The sequence below is a fragment of the Aureimonas psammosilenae genome, from assembly GCF_009176975.1.
Classification (GTDB): domain Bacteria; phylum Pseudomonadota; class Alphaproteobacteria; order Rhizobiales; family Rhizobiaceae; genus Plantimonas; species Plantimonas psammosilenae.
Window position 1 is genome coordinate 93,512 of the sequence record NZ_WEZG01000002.1, and the last position, 21,935, is coordinate 115,446.

A 21,935-nucleotide genomic window follows, 5' to 3' on the forward strand; every position below is an offset into this window, starting at 1 on the left:
GCTCAGCGGAGGCAGGTGCAGTCCTCGCTTTGCGCCTTCTCGATCTCGTCCATCGCCTTGGCGAGCGCTCCGGCGACGGGATTCTCCACCTCGGCTTTCGCTTCCAGAAGATAGTCGAGCATTTCCAGATCGGCGAAGGCCGCCAGCACTTTCAGGCGCACCGGCTGGTCGCGGATGGTGGGCTTGGCCGAGGTGACGAGGGGTTTCGCCGCCGCGAGCTTGGCCAGAACCGGATGGGCGGACAGGTCCAGCGGGGGCGGCACCGGCGCCCCGTTCGGCGCCGGAGCGGGAGCGGGAGCGGACTCGATCACCAGCTCGGCCGCCGTGACGTCCGACACGAGCCGGTCGACGGTGGCGATGAGATCCTCCGGCCGATCCAGCCGAAGAGCGGTTTCACTCGCGGCTTCCTCAGGTTTCGCCGGTGATGCATCGCTTGCGACCGGGGTGGGGGCGGTATTCGTCACCTCAGCCATAGTGGACGGGGTGGGCTTCACCGATGCGACGGAGGCGGGATGGGTCAGGCGGATCGCCTCGAGAGCCGCTCGGACCGCGCGCTCCGTCGCCGCTTTCTGCGTCGCCAGTCGCGCTTCGCGCTGACCGGCAACCGGGCCGAGCCTGACGGCGTAGCTTCGCAGCGTTCGCAGGTAGTCCTTCACCCCGTTGCAGATGAACGGGGTCGGTTTCTGGCGAAGATAATCGCTCAGGTCCTCGCGAAGGCGCGCGGCGATCCAGGCATTGTCGTCGCTGACCACGGCCGACGTCGCGCCCTTGGAGCGCGCCAGCGCCACGGCCGCCGTCAGCGCGCCGATCTCGGCGGGCGAGCGCGGGCGCGGGCGCGACACGAAAAGGAGCGTTCCGGGCAGCGTCGGATCGCCGGCGGTGGCTGGCGTCCCCGCCGGTTGATCACCCGCGACTGCCGGGCGGCGCGTCAGGGCGGTGAGGTTGGGCAGGTTCTCGTCGCCGATCCGCTTCAGCGATTGCCCGTAGCGAAGCGCGCATTCCCCGAGCGCGCTTTGCGTCTTGACGCCCATCTCCCCGCCGGACGGCTTGGCTTCCCCGGCTGCCCAAGTGGCGGAGGCGAAAGAAGCTGAAAGAACGGCGGCGAGGGCGAGGACGGCTTTGGCCATGATGGATCGAAGCTCATGTGGACGGGAAGCGGCGACGAGCGAACTCTTCCCCATGATGATGGCGACGGGTTGTTCCTGGCTGGAGACGAGTGCTCGCGCATTGATCGCCGTTCGCCGCCGTACCGGCGCTGGAGCTGCAAGTCGCCGATATCTTCCGCACCAAGTCCGGCAAGATCGTGAAGCTTGCGGTGCGCGAGGTGATCCATGGCAGGGTCGTGATGAACGGTAAGGCGTTGGCCAATCCGGACGTCGGGAACCGTGTCGAGCTCGCTTCCTAAAGCCGGGATGGAGGATCGACGGTCCGGCGCAGGAGCGCGACGGGCAGGATGCCGGCCAGAACGATCAGGAGCGCGGCCAGCGCACCGTCCTCGAAGGCGGCGCGCGAGGCCTGCGCATAGACATAGGTCGCCAGCGTCTCGAAGCCGAAGGGGCGCAGGAGGATCGTCGCCGAAAGTTCCTTGGCGGTTTCCACGAAGACGAGAAGAAAGGCCGTGACGAGGGCGGGGCGCAGAAGCGGCAGGAAGATCTCGCGCAGCATCCGCGTCGCCGAACAGCCGAAGCCGCGCGCCGCCATGTCGAGGCTCGGCGGCAGGCTGGCGAAGCCGTTCTCGACGGCCCCCTGGCTCATGGCGGCAAAGCGCGCCGACGCCGCATAAACCACCGCGAAGCCCGAACCCGACAGGAGAAGGCCGGTGGAGGTGCCGAGATTGGCCCGCATCCAGGCATCCAGCGCGTTGTCGAAGGCGGCGAGCGGCACGAGGAGGCCGATGGCGAGCACGGTTCCGGGGATCGCATAGCCGACGCTCGCCATGCGCGACAGAAATCGCAAAGGACCAGACCCCGTCAGCCGCACGGCAAAGATCGTGCAAAGAGCGATGATGACCGCAACGACGCCCGCGGCCCCTGCCACCATGACCGTGTTGCGCAGCGCATCCCAAAGCGCCGGCTCCAGAAGAAGGGAAAGGCGGCGCGAGGAATAATCGGCCAGAACATAGAAGGGGATGCCGAAGCCGCCCAGAACGGGGAGGGTGCAGAGAAGCGCTGCGCCGGCGGCCTTGGCCCCGCGCAATTGAACCGGGCTTGCGCCCTGCCGGTCGCTTCCCGAACTGGCGAAGGCTTGTTTGCGACGAGCGAAGCGCTCCACGAAGACCAGAAGCAGCACGAAGACCAGCATCGCCATGGCGATCCGCGTCGCGCCCTGCAGGTCGTTGCCGTTCAGCCAGGTGGAATAGATCGCGAAAGTCGTCGTGCGAACGCCGAGCGCTTCCACCGCGCCGATATCGTTGACGGTTTCCATGAGAACCAGCGCGACCCCGGTGGCGACCGCCGGGCGGGCGAGGGGCACAAGCACGCGCCAGAAGGACTGGAACTCGCCGGCGCCCAGGATCGCGGCGGCCTCGCGGATCGAGCGGCCCTGAACCGCTAGGAGCGCCCGGACGGTGAGAAAGACGTATGGGTAGAGCACCAGCGACAGGATCGCGATCGCGCCCCCGAGCGAGCGGATGTCGGGAAACCAGTATTCGCGGGACGTGCGGAAGCCGAAGAGGTCACGGATCGCGGTCTGCACCGGCCCGGTGGCATGCAGGAACTCCGTGAAGCAATATGCGGCGATATAGGTCGGCACGGCGAGCGGCAGGACGAGCGCGGAAGACAGGACGCGCCGGCCGGGAAAGTCGAAGCTCGTCGTCAGCCAGGCCGTCACCGTGCCGATGGCGGCGGTCGAGACCGCGACGCCGAGCATGAGGATGAGCGTCGTGCCGCCGGTCCGCCCTGCCGTATCGCCGACGATACCCCAACGCGAATCGCCACCGCCCGAGAAGGCGATGGCGACGAGCGCGACGAGCGGAACGGCGGCCGCCAAGGCCGCCACCACGGAGAAAACGAGAAAACGGCCGACGCCGATATCCTGGCGCCGGCCGAGAAGAGCGGCGATCAGCTTCGCGGACCGGCGTCGAACTCGACTTCGTTGATCAGCTTGGCGGCGGCCGGCCGGTTCTTGGCGATGTCGGACAAGGAGATCGTGTCGGGCTTCAGCGTGCCGAAGGCCTTCACCGTTTCGGAAACCGCGATGCCCGGCTCCACCGGATATTCGTAGTTCGCGTCGGCATAGATCCGCTGGGCTTCGTCGCTCGACAGCCATTCCATCAGCTTCACCGCATTCGCCTTGTTCGGCGAATTCTTGGCGAGACCGACGCCGGAAATGTTCACATGCGTTCCGCCGTTCTCGAAGGTCGGCATCACGACGCGGATGGCTTTGGCCCATTCCTTCTGCGCCGGTTCCTTCTCGTTGGTCTGCATCAGCCCGACATAATAGGTGTTGCCGAGGCCGATATCGCATTCACCCGCCGCGATGGCCTTGGCCTGGTCGCGGTCGCCGCCTTCCGGCTTGGTGGCGAGGTTGTCGCGGAAGCCTTCCAGCCACTTCCTGGTGTCCGCTTCGCCGTGATGGGCGATGAAGGCGGCCACGAGCGCGACGTTGTATTGATGCTGGGCGGAGCGAATGCAGAGCTTGCCCTTCCATTTCGGATCGGCGAGGCCCTCGTAAGTGAGGGCCGTATCCTTCACCCGCTCGGCCGAGACATAGGCGACGCGGCCGCGCGAGGTGAGGCCGAACCATTCGCCGGCCGGATCGCGGAAGGTGGCCGGGATGTTCTTTTCCAGGACGTCGCTCTTCACCGGCTGAAGGATGCCGGCCTGCTTGGCCGCGTCGAGACGGCCGATGTCGATGGTCATCACGAGGTCGGCGGGCGAGTTCGCGCCTTCGGCCTTGATGCGCTCTTCCATGCCCTTCTCGATGAAGACGGCGGTGGCGGTGAGGCCGGTTTCCGTTTTGAAGGCATCCAGCAAGGGCTGCAGCAGGGCGGGCTGGCGCGAGGAATAGATGTTGACGTCCGCGGCATGGGCCGCTGGCAGGCTCGCGATTGTCAGGGTTGCCGCAGCGGCGGCAACGCGGATGGCGAAAGGCAGGGTCTGCATGGGCTCGGGCGCTCCGGTGAACGAAGGGGACGACGTGCTTCCCTTCGCCGCACCGAGCCGGATTGCACAAGGCCGAACTTCCCGATCCGGCCCGCCCCGGCGAATGCTCAATCTGGAGTGGTTTTAAACATTCCTTCCAAGCTCATGTTTTTCCATACCGCTGCGGAAACAGGCAGCTACGAGCCAGCCGCGCGATCACCTAAACGTTATTCCGCGTGATCCAGATCAGTCCGCCAGAACGCGCTGCGAGGGAAAGGCGATCTCCACAAGCGTGCCTTCGCCAGGCTTGGAGCGAATCGCGAAACTGGCGCGATTGGCTTCCGCCATGGCCTTGGTTAGCGGCAGGCCGAGCCCCGTTCCCTGGCCACGCTCTTCGGAGTTGTGATGCACCTGCTGGAAGGGCGTCAGGGCGATCTCGATCTCGCGCTCCGTCATGCCGATGCCGCTGTCGCGCACCCGAAGAAGCACGTCGCCTTCCGCCGTATAGGTGGTGGAGGCGATGATCTGGCCTCCGGCCGGCGTGAAACGCACCGAATTCGACAGAAGGTTCAGTGCGATCTGCCGGATGGTGCGGCGGTCGGCGACCACCGGAGGCACGGAAGGCGGCAGGTTCGAGCGCACGATCACCCGCTCGCGGTTCGCCTGCGGCTGCATCACGGACACGACCTCGGCGAGAACCTCGTTGAGGGACACCGACTCGAAGGTCAGTTCCAGCTTGCCCGCCTCGATCTTGGCGATGTCGAGAAGATCGTTCACGAGATCGAGGACGTGATGGCCCGAGCGCTTGATGTCGCCGAGATACTCGATGTAGCGCTCGTTGCCGATCGGGCCGAAGCATTCCGACGCCATGACGTCGGCAAAGCCGATGATGGCGTTCAGCGGCGTACGAAGCTCGTGCGTGATGTTGGCGAGGAACCGGCTCTTGTGAAGGCTCGCCGCTTCCGCCGCCCGGCGCGCGTTCACGAGTTCCTCCTCGTTGCGCTTCCAATGGGCGATGTCGCGGATCACGACGCACCAGCCGCGATCGTCCGACAAGCGGCCGATGGTGATGAAGAGCGGAATGAAGCCGCCCTGCGCCACGCGGCCGATCACCTCGCGCCCGTCGTTCAGGACGCCGGCGAGCCCCGTGTTCTTCAAGGTCTCCACATATTCGGAAACGGCGCGCTGCGATTCGTGCGCGAAGAGGCTGGACAGGGCGCGGCCCTGGAACTCCTCGGCACTCAAGCCGAACAGGGCCTGCGCCGAACCGTTCACGGCCCGCACCGCGGTGTCCATGTCGGTGAGGACGACGCCGTCCGTCGCGATGTCGAGAACCGTCTTCAACTCGCCGACCTCGCGGCGCAGATCGTCGAGTTCCGGCGATTCGGCCACCGGCATCTCGACCGTCTCGAAGGTCATCAACAGCGACGAGCGACCGGCGAAGGGGATGCGCTGCATTCGCACCTTGGCGGGCACCGTATTCCCGTCCGCCCGGCACAAAACCATCTCGCCCGGGGCCGCGCCATCGGGCGTATCGGCAAACAGCGTATCGAGCCCGCCAGCTTCGTTCAGGGCCTCGATGTCGCGGTGGCCGACAAGCGCGAAGAAGGGCTCGTTGGCGAAGACGACCGTGTCGCGGGCCTGAACGAGAATGGGCAAGGGGAGGGCCGCGAGAGCCTCGCGCGCTTCGTCCTGCGCCGTCTCAGCGGAAAGCGGCGCGTCTTCCACGCCCGTGTCGAGAAGCGCTTGCCTCTCATCCGGGGTCGAGTCCGCCCTATCGTCGGCTGCGGGCACGGCGCTGTCGGTCGGGGCTTGCGGGGCCGAAACGGGCTCCTCGGCGGTCGGTGCGGTTGCCGGTTCCTCGAAGCGCAGCGCGCCCGGCGTTTCTGCTTCGGATCGCTTGCCGAGCTTGGCGCCGATGGCGCGAAACGCGGCTTCCTCGGTTTCCGACAGGCTGCCTTCGCGCGCCCGGCGGCGCTCGCCAAGGCGGATCACTTTCGGCGCTTGCGCATCCTCGCTCGGCTCGGCGGGCGCCGATACGGCTGGCGGCGTCGGGCGACGGCCGAAGGACGCGGCCGGCAGATCGGTCTCGATCCGGCGGAACAACGCATTCGGCGCGGCCGGCTCGGTTGGCGTTGCGGCAGGCGCTTCAACCTCGGACGGCGCGGGCGAGGCCGGCGCGCGGGCGAAGCTCATGCCGATCGCGCGGGGATCTTCCTGCGCTTCCGCGCCGCGCACGATGCCGAAGCCGCGAAAGCCGTCGAAGGTGCGGTCGCGGCCATAGGTCGGCAGGGCCGCGAGGTCGATCGGCACGCGGCGGTCGGTGTTTTCCAGGGGCCAGAACACGGTGCGCCCCGACCACGTGTCGCGACGCTCCAGGAGGCGGCGGATTTCGCCACTCCCGTCGAAGCCGTAGCTGGCCGCGACGTCGGCGAAGGAGCGGCCGATCACGTCGGCGGATCGCGGACCCACCGCATCGGCAAATTCAGGCGAAAGAGAGCGGAACGCTCCGTTGCGGTCGATCTGCCAAACGAAGCGCGCCGGCGGCCGGTCGAAACGCGGCACGAAGGGGGAGGCGGCGATGTCCGCTCCAGCGGACGTCGGCCCTTCCACTGACGCGGGAGCGCTTTCCGGCGGCAATTCATGCGGCGGCGGCGGAAGGTCGCCTTCTTCCGGTTGTTCTTCGTCGGCCTCGAAAGGGAGATCCAGATCGCCGGCTTCTTCTTCCGGCATGTCCGGCAGGGTCACGACGCTCGGCCGGTCGATGGGCTGGTCGTCCGCCGTTGCCGGCGGCTCGTCGGAAGGCACGGCCGGTTGATGTTCGGGCACGGGGGAGGCGGCGAGAACAGGCGCTTGCGGCTCGGAAAAAGTGGGCGCTCCCCAGATGGCGCGCAGCGGCGGTTGCGTCGCGGACGCGTCGTCCTCGCCGCCTTCGCTGCGCCGCACATGCCAGCGCCCGACAATCGCGGCGATGTTCATTCCGGCCGAGACCGGGGCTTCGGGCGCTTTGGCGGCTTGCGACGCGAGAGCCAGAACGAGGTCGTCCTCGACCCGGAGAAGGCGGATCGCGACATTTCCCACGATGATGTCCGACTGGTTCGTATCATCCGCCAGCAAGGACTGGACCGCTCGCGACAGGTTCTGGTCCGCCGAAAGACCGTCCGGGAAGGCCCGGCCCGAGACAACCATGCCATCGGCACCGAAAAGACCCGCGGCGCCCTCGGCCTCGCCGAGATCGGCAAGAAGCGTGGCAGGATCAAGGTTAAGCGCGGCGCGTCTGGCGGCTTCGGTGACGAGCAGAATCACCTTCTCGCCGGCGGCGGGGAGGCCGAGCATCTCGGCCGATACGGGCTGCGCGCTCGGCCCGGAGGCGAGGCGCAGAAGGACGCGCACACTCGTTCCTTCGAGGGCGCGGCGAAGGCCGGAGCGAAGCTGGCGTGTGAGAAGCGGCGGCAGGGCCGCGCCGGCGCTGAGGCCGAAAAGGTCCCGCCCCGCCGGATCGGCGAAGAGGACGTCGCTCAGCGAAGCGTTCAGAACGAGGCTCGCGCATCCGCGCCGCGCCGCACGGACCTGCGCAAGCGCCAGAAGCTCGGGAAGGATCGCGCCGGGCGCAGAACTCATCACACCATACCGCCGAAGGACAGCGACTCGAAACATGCCACCGCAATTAACGAAAGCTTAATAACGGCAGAGAAAGGGCCGTTCCAGAAACTATGATGTCGCGGAAGCAAATGCTTGAGTAAAGGTTAATCGCAGGGTGCAACGAAGTGCGATTCGCGGTCGTTGCTTTCGGTGAGTTCGAGGGCGGGTCACACCCCCGCGATCGCAGGCTATCTGGGAGAGATGAGATGTCGGATACTGGCAATGGCGACGGCAACCCGATGGACGAAATGCGGCGCGCTTCGGAAGAGGCGATGCGCAACGCGCAAAGCGCCATCGGCATGGACCCCGCCAAGATGAACGAGGCCTTCCGCACCATGACGCAGCGCTCCATGGAGCAGTCGCGCGAGGCCTATGGGCGCATGAAGACGGCGGCCGAGGAAGCCACGCGGACGCTGGAAAACACGATGGAAAGCGCCCACAACAATTCCCTGCAACTGTCGAAGCGCGCCATCGACGCGATGCGGCGCAACGCCGATCTCGGCTTCTCGCATCTGGAACGCCTGATGGCGGCGAAGTCCTTCGCCGAGGTGATCGAGCTGCAAACGCGCTACGTGCGCCAGCAGATCGAGACCTCCACCGATCAGGCCAAGGAAATGCAGTCGCTGACGCAGTCGATCGCGCAGGACTTGCTGAAACCCGGCCGCGAAGCGTTCCAGCGGGCGAGCGAAGCGGCCAAGGGAATGTGATCGTCGCCCAAGGCCGGTGCGTTCATTGCCGCATCGGCCTTGCCTCTCAAGGCAAAACCATCTATTTGACGCGCCAAGGCAGATCGCCTCGGCGGCATGCGGTTGTAGCTCAGTTGGTTAGAGCGTCGGATTGTGGCTCCGAAGGTCGGTGGTTCGAACCCACTCAACCGTACCATCTCTTTTCACATTATCGTTTTCGAGATGCAGCTTCCTGCCCCTGTGATGGCTGTGCGGTCGTTCTTGCTTCCGCTTTTCCCTTTGAATTCCAGCGGTTCGTTTCGTTAATTCGACGCTGCGTGAGTTGAGGCGGCTAACGGGGCGACTCTTGCGGGTGTCACGGCTTCTCCCGTTTATTGTCTCCCTGCGAAGGCAAGGGGCAGGCCTGTGCGACACGATCCGGGAAAATGGTCGGAAGAAGCCAAGCGGAGCGCCATCGGTGAGCCGCAGCGAACGGCCTTGCGGGCGGATAACTTTCACGCTGCGAAGGCAGCGCAGCCAAGCTTCGCCGGCCGATCCATTCTCGTGGTCGAGGACGAATACATGCTGGCGCAGGAACTCGGCAACGAGCTGACGCGCGTCGGCGGATTCGCGGTCGGTCCCGTGCCGAGCGTCGAGGAAGCGCTCGGCCTCATCGAAACGAAGGCGCTCGACGGCGCGATCCTGGATGTGAATCTCGGCGACGAGAAAGCCTATCCCATCGCCGACCGACTGCGGCAGCGCAGCGTACCCTTCATCTTCGCCACCGGTTACGAGGCGGGCGCCATTCCGGCGGCCTACGACAACGTGCCTCGGGTGATGAAGCCGGTGGATATGAGCCTCCTTGCCGGGCTCCTGTTCAACCAGCCGACAGCCGCGCTCTAGAGCGTCGTCCGGGATATCGGACGCGGGTATGCCGCCGGGCTTTTGGTCCAAGGTCGAGGGGTTCGACAAGGTCGTAGCGGGGCTACGGCCGCAGGCGAAACCCGATGGATTTGGGCCGAAGGCACAAGGTAGATTTGCGTTCGATATTTCGGACGATGCTCTAGGCACTCCGCGCCGATCTTTGAGCGGCGGAGGTTCTCACCGCCGCATGCCTGCCTTCTTCTCGGCGATGCCTCGGCCGAGAACGGCGAGCGCGTCGGCGCGCTCGTTTCCGGGCGTGCCGGCATGTCCCTTGGTCCAGTGAATCTCCACAATGCGGGATGGGAGAAGCGCGTCGAACTGCCGCCAAAGGTCGGCATTGGCCGTGCCGCCTTCCGGGCCTCGAGTCCAGCTCTGCCGTCGCCAGCCTTCGCGGCGTTCCAGAAACCCGCGATAAACGTAGTGGCTGTCCGTCCAGATTCTTGCCGGCTCCTTCTCACCCAGCCAGGACAGCGCGCCAAGCAATGCCGTCAGTTCCATGCGGTTGTTGGTGGTGGCGGCCTCGCCGCCGAGCGAGGCATGGATTTCCCGGCCCTCCCGATAAACCGTGAAGCTCCAGCCTCCCGGCGAGAAGCCCGGCGTGCAGGAGCCGTCCGTGAAGATCTGCAGCGCATCGTCCGGCAGAACCGATGCACCGGGGCCGGCAGGAGCGAGGAGGGGGCTGGTCGCCGGGAAGCCGGCTTCCCGTTCCAGCGCGTCGAAGCCTTCGGGACGCGGGCAGGCGAAGGGCACGCCCGTTTGCACGAGCCTTTGCCGCCACCCGGCTTTCGGCGGCCATGAAAGGCCCCAGGCGCGCAGGCGCTCGCGCGTGAAGTCGCCATCCAGCGTCTTCGCCGCTTCGATCTCGGCCGCCGAGATCGGCCTGCGCCGCTTCGCCCGCCCGGCTCCCGCATCCGTATCGCTCGCCATGGTCAGAACAGCGTGCCCTGGCCTTCCTTGGGCGGCTTTTCCGGCGCGGCGGTCTTCGTTTTCGTCGCTTTAGGTTCCGTCTTGGAGGCCCTCGTGGCGATGGCCCGGCGACGGCCGTCGGCGAGCTCGACCTCGAAGATCGTGCCGGATTTCAGCTTGGCCGCGCTGGTGATCGGCGTGTCGGCGTTGTTCGGGTCGCGGATGATCGCATAGCCGCGCTGCAGCACCTGGCGGGGATCGAGGCTGGCGGCGACGCGCGACACCGCGCCGAGCGCGTCCGTGCGCCGCTGCTGCGTGTAGCCGAAGGCGCGTTCCAGACGGGCTCCCAGGGCTTCCAGCTTTGTGCGGCCTTCCTGGCTGCGCGTCGCGATGGCATGGGGGCGCAGTTCCGAGACCACGCGCTCGAAACGCTGGCGTCGGCGCGCGAGGAAGTTGTCGAGGCTATGCCGGCCGCGCGTTTCGACGTGGCGGAGGTCCCCGCGCTTTTCCTTCACGAGTCCGTCGAGCCGAGCCGGCGACAGGCGCGCGCCCGATTCGCCGAAAGTGCGGCGCTTTTCGCCGACCGTCACCTGAAGGCTGCGGCCGAGATGGCTCGACGCGTCGTCGAGCCGGCGGCGCGGCATGGCGAGCAGCATGTCGATGGAAGGCAGAGCGCGCGACAGACCGGCGACGGAGCGCCCGCCATCGGCCAAACGGCGCGAAATGCCGGTGGACAGTCGCGCGTTGAGGCCGGCAATGCCGGCATCGAGATCGGCCCGCACCGGAACCGCGATTTCCGCCGCGCCGGTCGGCGTTGGCGCGCGCCGGTCGGCGGCGTGGTCGATCAAGGTCCAGTCGGTTTCGTGGCCGATGGCCGAGATCAGCGGGATCGCGGAGCCCGCCGCCGCCCGCACCACGGCCTCGTCGTTGAAGCCCCAAAGGTCTTCGAGGCTGCCGCCGCCGCGCGCCACGATCAGGAGATCGGGCCGGGGGATCGCGCCGCCCGCCTCAAGGGCGTTGAAGCCCTCGATGGCCGCCGCGACCTCGGCCCCGCAGGTTTCGCCCTGGACGCGCACCGGCCAAACGAGGAGATGCAGGGGGAAGCGGTCGGTGATGCGGTGGCGGATGTCGCGGATCACCGCGCCGGTCGGCGAGGTCACGACGCCGACGACGCGCGGCAGGAAGGGCAGCGGTCGCTTGCGCTCGGGCGCGAACAGGCCCTCGGCCTCCAGCTTGCGCCGCCGCTCGTCCAGAAGCGCCATCAGCGCGCCCGCGCCGGCGGGCTCCAGATGCTCGATGACGATCTGGTACTTCGAGGAGCCGGGATAGGTGGTGAGCTTGCCGGTGGCGATCACCTCCAGCCCTTCCTCGGGCTTGAAGGGAAGCTTCGCCATGGCCGTGCGCCAAACCACGGCTTCCAGGCGCGAGCGGTCGTCCTTCAAGGCGAAATAAGCGTGGCCGGAGGAATGCGGCCCGCGATAGCCGGAAATCTCGCCGCGCACGCGCACGTGGTCGAAGGCGCTTTCCACCGTGCGCTTCAGCGCGCCGGAAAGCTCCGAAACGGTATATTCGGCCGCGTTGGTTTCGGTCGCGGCAAGGTCGGGAAGCGCGCTCAACGGCTCACCATCCGGCAGCCAGAAGGTTGCTGCGCCCTCGGCCCACGCGGGCGAGCCGCGCCTGCTCGGTTTGATAGGCCGCCACCTCGATGGCCGGGGCAGGGCTCATGTTCTGCAAGCTGTCGCGGATATGGGCGATCAAGGCTTCCACCACCGGGCGATCGGAATTACGGCCGCGGATCATGCCGATCTCGGCGTCCTCCAGTTTCGGGAAGCCGTCCGCTTCGGTCAGAACCCGCATTCCCGATCGCAGGGCGCATTCCGGCAGAACGCTGACGGCCAGACCCGCCAGAACGGCGGACGCGACGATCGTCGCCGACCAGGAGGTGAAAAGTACCCGATGGTCTCGGTCGATTGCCTTCAAGGCTTCGATGCCTTGCTTGCGCCATGTGCAGTCGGCGCGCCCGATCGCCAGCGGAAGGACCTTCTCCTCGTGAACGCAATGAGCGGCGGAGGTGACGAAGTGCAGGGGTTCGCGACGGACGACTTCCGCATGGGCGATCCGGCTCGGACAAACGAGAGCGACGTCCAGGAGGCCTTTTTCGATATGATCGGTGAGGTTTTGCGAAGGCTCACAGGCGATCTGCAACTCGACGCGCGGATTGGAGCGCGAGAAGCGCGCCATGATCTCGGGGAGAAGACGTTCGGCATAATCGTCCGGCAGGCCGATGCGCACATGGCCCTCGATCGATTCCTCGTCGAAGGCCGTCAGCGTTTCGATGCTGAGGCTGAGAAGCTTGCGGGCGTAACCGAGCAGCCGGTCGCCGTCTTCCGTGAGCTTCACGCTGCGGCCGTTGCGCTCGAAAAGCACGGTGTCCAGCCGTTCTTCCAGCTTCCGCATCTGCATGGAAACGGCGCTCTGCGTCTTGAACACCTCGTCGGCGGCACGGGTGAAACTGCCCGTATCCACGATGGCGAGAAAAGTGCGGACCTGGTCGAGATCGAGAGGAGCGGCCATGGCAGCGATCCATCATTCAGCCTGATGGACAGTATAAGCAACATTCGTTGGCTTGATCAATCCATCGGTCCTATCTCGTTTGCATCGGAACGAGCCGATGCCTGAACGCCGCCGGAAGCGACCCTTTCCGGCGAAGGGCGAAGCTTTGTCCGGAAACGAGAACTCAAGGAGAGATCACGATGTCCATATTGCCGAGAACCTTGTCCGGCGGCCTGTCCGATGGCCTGCCGAGCGTGCATGTGGCTTTCGCGGCCGTGGCCGCCATGGCCCGTTCGTTCCGCAACCATCGTGCGGCCCGCCATGTCGGCGACCTGCCCGATTATCTCCTGACCGATATCGGGTTGAAGCGCGACGATGTGTCGGAAGCCCTGTCGGCCAATTGGCGGGACGATCCGACGTTCCGGCTCGCCATGCGCGCGGCGGAGCGACGCCGGGCAAAATGATTGTCGATATCAGAACTGGAAACTGAGCGGCCCGCCACCTTCGGCGGGCCGTTTTCGTTCGGGGGATGCGGAGCCTCAGAAAGCCGTGCCGCCGTCCTCGTCCTCCGTCGCCGCCGAAGCGCGCGAGGCCAGGATCTTGTCGATGCGCCGGCCGTCGAGATCCACGACCTCGAACTTCCAGTCCGCCCATTCCACGATCTCGCCGACATCGGGGATATGGCCGAAGCGGTCCAGCATGAAGCCGGCCAGCGTTTCGTAGTCGCGCTCGCGCGGCAGCTTCAAGGGCGCCAGCGTGCGCTCCACCTGATCGATCGGGATGCCGGCGTCGATGAGCCAGGAGCCGTCGGCGCGCTGGGCGAAGGCGTAGTCCTCGTTCTCACCCTCGGGCAGGGAGCCGCCGATGGCAGCCAGGATGTCGGTCGGCGTGACGATGCCTTCGAAGGAGCCGTACTCGTCGAGAACGATGGCCATGTGGATATTGGCTGCCCGGAAGCGTTCCAAAAGCTTCAGGATCGGCATCGTCTCGTTGACGAAGAGCGGCTCGCGAAGGGCGGCGGCGAGATCCACCGTTCCGTTGCGGCGAACCTGCTCCAGAAGGTCCTTGGCCTGCACGACGCCGATGATGTCGTCGGAATCCTCGCCCATCACGGGGAAGCGCGAATGGCCGGCATTGCGGATCTCGTCGAGGATCGTGTCGGCGTCGTCGCCGCCCGCCAGCCAGTCGGCATCGGGGCGGGGCACCATGATGGAGCGCACGTTGCGGTCGGCGATGCGCAGCACCCCTTCCAGCATCTCGCGCTCTTTTTCCTCGAAGACGCCGCTTTGCGTGCCCTCGGCGATCATGGCCTTCACGTCCTCTTCCGTGACCATGTTCGTTTCCTCGGTGGAGGCACCGAAGAGCTTGGACACGGCGACCGTGGACACCGACAGCAGCCAGACGATGGGCGCGCCGATCTTGGCGATGCCGCTCATGAAGGGCGCGACGAAGACGGCGATGGCTTCCGAGCGCTTCAGGGCGAAGCGTTTGGGCACCAACTCGCCGAAGATCAGCGACAGGTAGGTGATGACGATGATGACCAGCGTGAAGGCCACGGCGTCGGCATAGGTGCCGACGCCCGGAACATCCCGCAACTGCTCGGCCAGCGGGCCGGAAAACACGGAGCCACCGTAGGCGCCGGCGATGATGCCGACGAGCGTGATGCCGACCTGGACGGTGGACAGAAAGGCGGTCGGGTCCTCGGTGAGCTTCAGGGCGCTCTTGGCCCTTTTGCTTCCGTCATCCGCCAGTTGCTGGAGCCGCGAGCGCTTGGCGGAAACCAGCGCCAGTTCGGACATCGCAAAGAACCCGTTCAGGAGAACGAGAAGAAAGACGATCAGCGCGTTGAGAAGAAGCATCGATCCACCGGTGGCGGCTGTCTCACGACAACCTTCGTCCGCCGAGATAGCACAGCCGGGGCATATTTCGACAGGGTGCGATCGTCACTCGGCCGATTTGCCTTTCTCGGCGAAGCGATCGAAGACCGCCGTCATCTCGCGCGCGTAGTCCTCGCGCATCTTCTGCCCGGACTGCATGAAGGCGTCGAAGAGCTGCGGTGCGGGCTTTCGCGGCGCGGGGGAAGGCGGCGGGGGAGCCGCACGCTCGGGCACCCGCATCGTGTCGGCGGCCGACTGCATCCCCTTGGCGAAGGCCTCGAACATCACGGCGAAGGGAGCCACGGGGTCGAAAGCGGAAGCAGAATCGTGACGAGCCGGAACCGGGGCGGGGGCGCTTCGCGACCAAAGGCCGAGACCCGCCTGGAACGCCTGCCCGAAGGCGTCGGCGAAGAAGTCGGCGGGCGTGGACGCGGCGGCAAAGCGCGCCGGGCGGCCGGCATCGGAAGGGCGCGTCATGGCTTCCACCGCGTTGGCGCCGCGCCGCATCATCTCGGCGGTGGCCGCGCCGAAATCGCCGGAAGCAAGACCCACGGGCTGCCCGCGACTCCAGGTCGAGAAGGCGTTGCGCATCATCGCTTCCATGCCGATGGCGGCAAGCTGCGGCATCATCCGCGCGAGCGCGTCCTGCGAGATGCCGGTGAGAACCGAGGCCTGCCGGGACACGGCCTCCCGCAAGGGACCGGAGCCGAGAATGGCGTCGAGGAAACTTTCGCCGGCGGGCCCTCGGGCGGGGGCCCCGCCTTGCGGCGTCATCGCGGTGAAGGCTTCGGCGAGCCGCGCCCAGCGCGCCGGGCTTTCCATCGCCTGGCGAAGACCGAGCGCGAAAACGGGCTCCAGCGCCGCTCTCGCCTTTTCCATGTCCGCGTGGCTGAGGCGCATTTCCTGCGCCAGACGGTCGGCGAGGGCGTTCGGATCGGGCGCTCGCCACCGGTCGTCGTGATCCGCCATGCGCTGCTCCCGTTCCGTCACTTGGCCGAGAGAATGACGGTTCGGGAGGTGGGCTTCAATAGGCCAGATGGCGGAAGAGGGGGGCGATCTCGCCGTTCCAGCGCTCGGAATGAAGGCGCAGGAGCTCCTCGGCCGGCGTGCGGCCCCGCGCCAGCGCTTCTTCCAGCGGGCTGAGGAACACGGTTTCGTCGAAACCTTCCTCGTTGAGGCGTGCCCGCTTGGCGAGGCCCTCGCGCGACAGGCGCACCGCCTCGCGGGCGAGATCCAGCACCGTGCCGTCGCGGAAAGGCGTCGCAAAGCCTGTGCGCGGCACGGCGGCGCGAAGGATCGAGACCTCTTCGAAGGTCCAGTCCTTCGTCAGCGAATCGACCGCGGCCAAGGTGTCGGCGTCGTAGAGAAGGCCGACCCAGAAGGCGGGCAGGGCGCAGATTTCCCGCCACGGACCGCCATCGGCCCCGCGCATCTCGATGAAACGCTTTAGACGCACGTCGGGGAAGAGGGTCGACAGATGGTTGGTCCAGTCGCCCATGGACGGGGGCTGGCCGCCGAGCCTGTCGGCATAGGCGCCGTCGAGGAACTGGCGGAAGGTGATGGCGGTGGCGTCGATATAGCGCCCGTCGCGAATCACGAAATACATCGGCACGTCCAGCGCCCATTCCGCGTAGTCGCGATAGCCGAAGCCCTCCTCGAACACGAAAGGCAGAAGGCCGGAGCGCTGGTTGTCGACATCCTCCCACACGCCGCAGCGCCAGGACACCATGCCGTTCGGCTGTCCTTCCGTGAAAGGCGAATTGGCGAAAAGCGCGGAGGCGACCGGCTGGAGGCGCATGCCGACGCGCATCTTGCGGGCCATGTCGGCTTCGGTGGAGAAGTCGAGATTGACCTGGATCGTGGAGGTGCGGAACATCATGTCGAGGCCGCGCGTGCCGACTTTCGGCATATAGCGGCGCATGATGTCGTAGCGCGACTTCGGCATCCGCGGCGTGTCGTCCAGCCGCCAGAGCGGGCTCGACCCGATCCCGAGGAACTCCACGCCGAGCGGCGAGGCGACGGCCTTCACTTCCGCCAGATGCCGGTTCGATTCTGCGCAGGTCTCGAAGATCGTCTCCAACGGCGCGCCCGAAAGCTCGAACTGCCCGCCCGGCTCCAGCGAGATCGCGCCCCCGCCGGCGGTGCCGGCAAGGCCGATCAACCGGCCCTCGTCGAGGATCGGCTCCCAGCCGGAACGCGCCTGCATTCCCTTCAGAACGGCCTCGATGCCGCGCTCGCCCTCGTAGGGCACCGGCGCGAGCGTATCGCGGTAGAAGCCGAACTTCTCGTGTTCCGTGCCGATTCGAAAAGCCGCTTCCGGCTTTTCCCCGGACCGAAGGTGGTCCACCAGATCGTCCATGGAGGAGATCGGTGTCAGATCCGTTGTGTCGCGCGCCATGCCTCTCCCCGACCGGCCTTCCGCCGCCAAGGTTTCATCTCTTGGGAATGCTGTCTGCGGCTTTTCACCTTGCCGCGCAAGGCGGCGCGATGCCGTCCCCGCTTCAATCGGTGTCCGGCGTCCAATCGCCGATCGCGGCCTGCACCACCGCGAGCGCCGCGACGGCTGCCGTGTCGGCCCGCAGGATGCGCGGTCCGAGGGAAATCGCCGTCACGAAATCCAGCCCGCGAAGGCGCTGTCTTTCTTCCGACGAGAAACCGCCTTCCGGCCCGATCAGGAGGTCGACCGGCACGCCGCCGAGTTCCCGCAGGGTTTCGATCGGGCTCGCCGCATCCTCGCGCTCGTCGCAGAAGACGAGGCGTCGGCCGGGTGGCATCGTCTCCAGAGCGTCGGCGAGCTTCATCGGCTCGCGGCATTCGGGGACGTTGAGGATGCCGCATTGCTCGGCCGCTTCCACCGCGTTGGCGTGCATCCGATCGACGTTGAGGCGCGGGGCCTGGACGTGCTGCGTGATGACCGGCTGAAGCACGCCCGCGCCCATCTCCACGGCCTTTTGCACCATGTAATCGAGGCGGGCCGATTTCAGCGGCGCGAAAAGGTAGCGCAAGGACGGAGTCGCCGGCTGCGGCCGGGTGCGCGTTTCCGGCACGAGGAAAAGCCGCTTCTTGCTCTGCCGGTCGAGCCGCGCGCGCCATTCGCCGTCCCGCCCGTTGAAGAGAAGCACGTTGGCTCCCCCTTCGAGACGCATGACGTTGAGAAGATAGTTCACTTGGGCCGGATCGGCCTCCACGGGCGCATCGGGCCCGAGCGCGGCGTCCACGAAAAGGCGAGGGCTCTTGAAGTCGTGGTCGGGCATCGATCGGTCGTCGCGGGAATTGGGAGGAGAAACCTAAGCCAGCCGTGTCCGTTGTCACGCGCAAGCGCCAAGCACCGAGCGCGAGAGTGGGAGCGAACATGGATCTCGGGATCAAAGATCGCGTCGCGATCATCACCGGCGCGAGCCTCGGCATGGGGTTTGCGACGGCCAAGCTCCTGGCCGATGAAGGCGTGAAGCTCGTTCTGTCCGACATCAAAGTCGCCGAACTGGAAGAGGAAGTGGTGAGGCTCGGGGCGCAGGCCTTCGCTTTTCCCGCCGACGTGACCGATCAGAGCGCCGTCGATGCCCTTGCCAAGGTTGCCATCGAGCGCTTCGGCCGGATTGACATCGTCGTTCATACGGCCGGCGTGACCGGGGCCAAGGGCGATCCTCTCGCCATGACCGACCAAGATTATCTCGACGCCTGGCGCACCGACTTTTTGTCGGCAGTCCATGTCGCCCGCGCCACCTTCCCGCATATGAAGAAGAACGGCTGGGGCCGGTTCGTCTGCATCACCTCCGAGAACGCCGTCCAGCCTTATTGGGAGGAGGCGACCTATAATGCCGCCAAGGCCTCGCTCGCCGCTTTCGTGAAGAACCTGTCCTACAAGTCGGCCGAGGACGGCATCCTCTGCAACACCGTCGCGCCGGCATTCATCGAAACCCCGATGACGGACGAAATGATGAAGAAGCGGGCGAAGGAGATGGGTGTTTCCTTCGACGAAGCGATCCGCACCTTCCTCGAGGAAGAGCGTCCGGGTCTGACGCTGAAGCGGCGCGGCAAGGCGGAAGAGGTCGCGGCGGTGATCGCGCTTCTGGTGTCCGAGCGTGGGTCCTTCGTCAACGGCGCGAACTACCGCGTCGATGCCGGCTCGGTGATCTCGATCCAGAATTGAGCCGATTTCGGCTCTCGGACTGGCAATTGGTTGCGCGCGACGCAATTAGCGCGCGTTCCGTCCCGAGGGCTTCATGTCGGATTTCCTGATCTTCTTCTTTGTCGGCGCCCTGGCGCAACTCGTCGATGGCGCTCTCGGCATGGCCTATGGCGTGATCTCCTCGACCGTTCTGATGGCCTTCGGCGTTCCCCCGGCCCATGCCTCGGCCTCCGTCCACGCGGCGGAGGTCTTCACCACCGCCGCGTCCGGCACCGGCCATATCGTCAACCGCAACATCGACTGGAAGCTTTTCGCGCGGCTGGTGCCCTTCGGCGTCCTTGGCGGCATTCTGGGCACATATGTTCTCACCGGCATCGACGGCGACGTGCTGAAGCCCTTCGTGGCCTTCTATCTCGGCCTGATCGGCGCCTTCCTGATGTTCCGCTCGTTTCGGCGGGTTCCGAGGAAAAGGGTTCCCGCAGCCGTGGTGCCTCCGGTGGCGCTGACGGGCGGGTTTCTGGATGCCATCGGCGGGGGCGGTTGGGGACCGATCGTCACCTCCGGCCTTCTGGGGGCGGGCGGGCAGCCGCGCTACGTCATCGGCACCGTCAACACGGCGGAGTTCCTGATCGCGCTCACCGTTTCCCTGTCGTTCATCTTCGCGATTGTCACCGGGCATTGGGAAGACGCGCCCGATCTCATGTCGAATCTCGTCGCGGTGAGCGGCCTGATCATCGGCGGCCTCGTGGTCGCGCCGATCGCCGGCTATCTCGTGCGGATCATCCCCGAAACCACGCTGCTGCGCGTTGTCTCCATCCTGATCCTCGCGCTGTGCGCCACGCAGGTCTTCGGCCTCATGAAATAATCGTAAGGTTCGCCGGGTCCGGAACGAACGGAGCCGGCCAACGTTCACCTGCCATATCCGCTCGAAGACGACGCGGAAGACACGAGTGAGGTTAAGGCGATGGCAGTCGAGAAAGAACAGGCTTCCGGCGGTCTCAAGGAAGTCGGCGGCAAGATCAAGGAAGCTGCGGGCAAGTTGGTCGGCAACGAGCGCCTCGAAGCCGAAGGCAAGCTCGATCAGGCCGAAGGCAAGACCGAGAAGAACTACGGCAAGGTCAAAGGGGCGGTTAAGGATCAGCTTAACTAAGCCCGACTGCCGATCTCCGACAGGGAGACAGAACGGCCGTCCCGAAAAGGGGCGGCCGTTTTCGTTCGCGCCTTGCGAAGGCCTGCGCCTCCATGCCAAAGCGGCTTCAAACGAAACCCGAGCCGGGCAGGAACGATCATGACCGATACGCGGCGCGAAACCGATACTTTCGGCCCCATCGAGGTCGAAAGCGACAAGTATTGGGGCGCGCAGGCGCAACGCTCCCTCGGCAATTTCAAGATCGGCTGGGAAAAGCAGCCGCTGCCGATCGTCCGGGCGCTTGGCGTCGTGAAGCGCGCCGCCGCCGAAACCAACATGGAACTCGGCCGTCTCGACCCGACGGTGGGCGACGCAGTGGTCGCCGCCGCGCAGGAAGTGATCGACGGCAAGCTGAACGAGCATTTCCCGCTCGTGGTCTGGCAGACGGGTTCGGGCACTCAGTCCAACATGAACGCCAACGAGGTGATCTCGAATCGGGCCATCGAGATGCTCGGCGGCGAGATGGGCTCCAAGAAGCCCGTTCACCCGAACGACCACGTCAACATGAGCCAGTCGTCCAACGACACCTATCCGACAGCCATGCACATCGCCTGCGCCGAGGAACTGGTGCACCGGCTGGTCCCGGCGCTGAAGGTTTTGCACAAGGCGCTGGACGAGAAGGCGAAGGCGTTCGACCACATCATCAAGATCGGCCGCACCCATACGCAGGACGCCACACCCCTGACCCTCGGCCAGGAGTTTTCGGGCTACACCACGCAGGTCGCCAACGGCATCGCCCGCATCGAGCAGACCCTGCCCGCCCTGATGCAACTCGCGCAAGGGGGGACGGCGGTCGGCACCGGGCTCAACGCGCCGGTGGGTTTCGCCGAGAAGGTCGCCGAGAAGATCGCCGCGATCACCGGGCTCGCCTTCACCTCCGCGCCGAACAAGTTCGAGGCGCTCGCCGCCCATGACGCCATGGTGTTCAGCCACGGCGCGATCAACACGGTCGCGGCGTCCTTGTTCAAGATCGCCAACGATATCCGCTTCCTCGGCTCCGGTCCGCGCTCGGGGCTTGGCGAGTTGCAACTGCCCGAAAACGAGCCCGGCTCCTCCATCATGCCAGGCAAGGTGAACCCGACGCAGTGCGAAGCGCTGACGCAGGTCTGCGTCCAAGTCTTCGGCAACCACGCGGCGCTCACCTTCGCCGGAAGCCAGGGCCATTTCGAGCTGAACGTCTTCAACCCGGTGATGGCCTACAACTTCCTTCAGTCGGTGCGTCTCATCTCCGACGCCGCCGTTTCCTTCACGGAAAACTGCGTCACCGGCATCGAAGCGCGCGAAGACAACATCAAGGCGGCCCTGAACCGCTCCCTGATGCTCGTCACCGCGCTGGCCCCCACCATCGGCTACGACAACGCCGCCAAGATCGCCAAGACCGCGCACAAGAACGGCACGACGTTGAAGGAAGAAGCCTTGGCGACGGGTCTCGTGTCGGAAGAGGATTATGAGCGGATCGTCGATCCCTCGACCATGACCCAGCCGGGCTGAAACGAGCCGCTAAAACGGCGCAGCACCCTCATCCTGAGCTTGTCGAAGGATCGGGGGTGCTCGGCACTGACGTTGGTGCGTCACCCTTTCCCTCGCCCTTCGACAAGCTCAGGGTGAGGGTGAGGGTGAGGGTGAGGGGAAGGGGAAGGGTGAAGCTGATGAAGGCGTTTCCCGGCCCAAAGCCTCCCCGTAGCCCTCATGCTGAGCTTGTCGAAGCACGAGGGCGCTTGGCACACACGTCGGCGCGTCACCTTTATCCTCGTCCTTCGACAAGCTCAGGATGAGGGAAAAGGTGAAGCCGATGGTCAGGGAGAGGGTGAAGCTGATGAAGTTTCTCCGCCCAAAGCCTCCCAGTAGCCCTCATCCTGAGCTTGTCGAAGGGTGAGCTTGTCGAAGCACAGGGGCGCTTGGCACAGACGTTGGTGCGTCACCCTCGTCCTTCGACAAGCTCAGGATGAGGGTGAAGTCGAAGTCGCG

18 protein-coding genes and 1 tRNA gene are annotated in these 21,935 nt (G+C 66.0%); 8 read left to right on the plus strand and 11 right to left on the minus strand.

All coding sequences use genetic code 11. From position 1 onward, the window contains the following. Positions 1-2 precede the first annotated feature (2 nt). From F9929_RS04190 to F9929_RS04205, 4 genes are all read right to left on the minus strand, one after another. Complete coding sequence (locus F9929_RS04190) at positions 3-1,127, minus strand: hypothetical protein (protein WP_152045298.1); 1,125 nt, start codon at positions 1,125-1,127, stop codon at positions 3-5. Positions 1,128-1,401: 274 nt separating this feature from the next. Beyond that, positions 1,402-2,997 carry an ABC transporter permease gene (locus F9929_RS04195; RefSeq protein WP_235919074.1) on the minus strand — a complete coding sequence of 532 codons (1,596 nt, stop codon included), beginning with the start codon at positions 2,995-2,997 and terminating at the stop codon, positions 1,402-1,404. Between the two features lie 62 nt (positions 2,998-3,059). Next, complete coding sequence (locus tag F9929_RS04200; protein ID WP_152045299.1) at positions 3,060-4,103, minus strand: Fe(3+) ABC transporter substrate-binding protein; 1,044 nt, start codon at positions 4,101-4,103, stop codon at positions 3,060-3,062. A 225-nt stretch (positions 4,104-4,328) separates the two neighbouring features. Beyond that, positions 4,329-7,703 carry an ATP-binding protein gene (locus tag F9929_RS04205; protein WP_152045300.1) on the minus strand — a complete coding sequence of 1,125 codons (3,375 nt, stop codon included), beginning with the start codon at positions 7,701-7,703 and terminating at the stop codon, positions 4,329-4,331. Positions 7,704-7,930: 227 nt separating this feature from the next. On the opposite strand from F9929_RS04205, the gene F9929_RS04210 reads away from it, so the two are divergent. From F9929_RS04210 to F9929_RS04220, 3 genes are all read left to right on the plus strand, one after another. Beyond that, a complete protein-coding gene (locus F9929_RS04210; RefSeq protein WP_235919025.1) occupies positions 7,931-8,431 on the plus strand; it encodes a phasin in 501 nt (166 codons plus the stop codon). A gap of 98 nt (positions 8,432-8,529) precedes the next feature. Continuing rightward, a tRNA-His gene (locus F9929_RS04215) sits at positions 8,530-8,606 on the plus strand. Between the two features lie 209 nt (positions 8,607-8,815). Further along, complete coding sequence (locus F9929_RS04220; RefSeq protein ID WP_235919027.1) at positions 8,816-9,292, plus strand: response regulator; 477 nt, start codon at positions 8,816-8,818, stop codon at positions 9,290-9,292. 198 nt (positions 9,293-9,490) lie between these two features. On the opposite strand, the gene F9929_RS04225 is transcribed toward F9929_RS04220, so the two are convergent. Genes F9929_RS04225 through F9929_RS04235 form a run of 3 tightly spaced genes read right to left on the minus strand, consistent with a single transcriptional unit; the run spans position 9,491 to position 12,793 of the window. Continuing rightward, positions 9,491-10,240, minus strand: coding sequence for a ribonuclease H family protein (locus F9929_RS04225; protein WP_152045301.1), 750 nt, complete (start codon positions 10,238-10,240; stop codon positions 9,491-9,493). Between the two features lie 2 nt (positions 10,241-10,242). Continuing rightward, positions 10,243-11,835, minus strand: a complete 1,593-nt coding sequence (gene xseA, locus F9929_RS04230; RefSeq protein ID WP_152045302.1) for an exodeoxyribonuclease VII large subunit — start codon at positions 11,833-11,835, stop codon at positions 10,243-10,245. A 4-nt stretch (positions 11,836-11,839) separates the two neighbouring features. Beyond that, positions 11,840-12,793, minus strand: coding sequence for a LysR family transcriptional regulator (locus F9929_RS04235; RefSeq protein ID WP_152045303.1), 954 nt, complete (start codon positions 12,791-12,793; stop codon positions 11,840-11,842). A 179-nt stretch (positions 12,794-12,972) separates the two neighbouring features. On the opposite strand from F9929_RS04235, the gene F9929_RS04240 reads away from it, so the two are divergent. Further along, positions 12,973-13,236 carry a DUF1127 domain-containing protein gene (locus F9929_RS04240; protein WP_152045304.1) on the plus strand — a complete coding sequence of 88 codons (264 nt, stop codon included), beginning with the start codon at positions 12,973-12,975 and terminating at the stop codon, positions 13,234-13,236. A gap of 75 nt (positions 13,237-13,311) precedes the next feature. On the opposite strand, the gene F9929_RS04245 is transcribed toward F9929_RS04240, so the two are convergent. The 4 genes from F9929_RS04245 to F9929_RS04260 form a co-directional block, all read right to left on the minus strand. Further along, positions 13,312-14,631, minus strand: a complete 1,320-nt coding sequence (locus F9929_RS04245; protein ID WP_152045305.1) for a hemolysin family protein — start codon at positions 14,629-14,631, stop codon at positions 13,312-13,314. A gap of 84 nt (positions 14,632-14,715) precedes the next feature. Beyond that, positions 14,716-15,618, minus strand: a complete 903-nt coding sequence (locus F9929_RS04250) for a hypothetical protein (RefSeq protein ID WP_152045306.1) — start codon at positions 15,616-15,618, stop codon at positions 14,716-14,718. 55 nt (positions 15,619-15,673) lie between these two features. Then, entirely contained in the window at positions 15,674-17,047 is a 1,374-nt protein-coding gene (locus F9929_RS04255; protein WP_152045307.1) for a glutamate--cysteine ligase, read from the minus strand. A 103-nt stretch (positions 17,048-17,150) separates the two neighbouring features. Then, entirely contained in the window at positions 17,151-17,903 is a 753-nt protein-coding gene (locus F9929_RS04260) for a 16S rRNA (uracil(1498)-N(3))-methyltransferase (protein ID WP_152045308.1), read from the minus strand. A gap of 98 nt (positions 17,904-18,001) precedes the next feature. Between F9929_RS04260 and F9929_RS04265 the strand changes: the two genes are divergently transcribed. The 4 genes from F9929_RS04265 (at position 18,002) to fumC (ending at position 21,458) form a co-directional block, all read left to right on the plus strand. Continuing rightward, complete coding sequence (locus tag F9929_RS04265) at positions 18,002-18,799, plus strand: SDR family NAD(P)-dependent oxidoreductase (RefSeq protein ID WP_152045309.1); 798 nt, start codon at positions 18,002-18,004, stop codon at positions 18,797-18,799. A 73-nt stretch (positions 18,800-18,872) separates the two neighbouring features. Continuing rightward, a complete protein-coding gene (locus F9929_RS04270) occupies positions 18,873-19,643 on the plus strand; it encodes a sulfite exporter TauE/SafE family protein (RefSeq protein ID WP_152045310.1) in 771 nt (256 codons plus the stop codon). Positions 19,644-19,742: 99 nt separating this feature from the next. Continuing rightward, positions 19,743-19,928 (plus strand): CsbD family protein, encoded by a 186-nt coding sequence (locus tag F9929_RS04275; protein WP_152045311.1) that lies wholly within the window; start codon positions 19,743-19,745, stop codon positions 19,926-19,928. A 138-nt stretch (positions 19,929-20,066) separates the two neighbouring features. After that, the gene (fumC, locus tag F9929_RS04280; RefSeq protein WP_152045312.1) at positions 20,067-21,458 is read left to right on the plus strand and encodes a class II fumarate hydratase; all 1,392 of its coding nucleotides are present in this window, start codon (positions 20,067-20,069) and stop codon (positions 21,456-21,458) included. Positions 21,459-21,935: the final 477 nt, after the last annotated feature.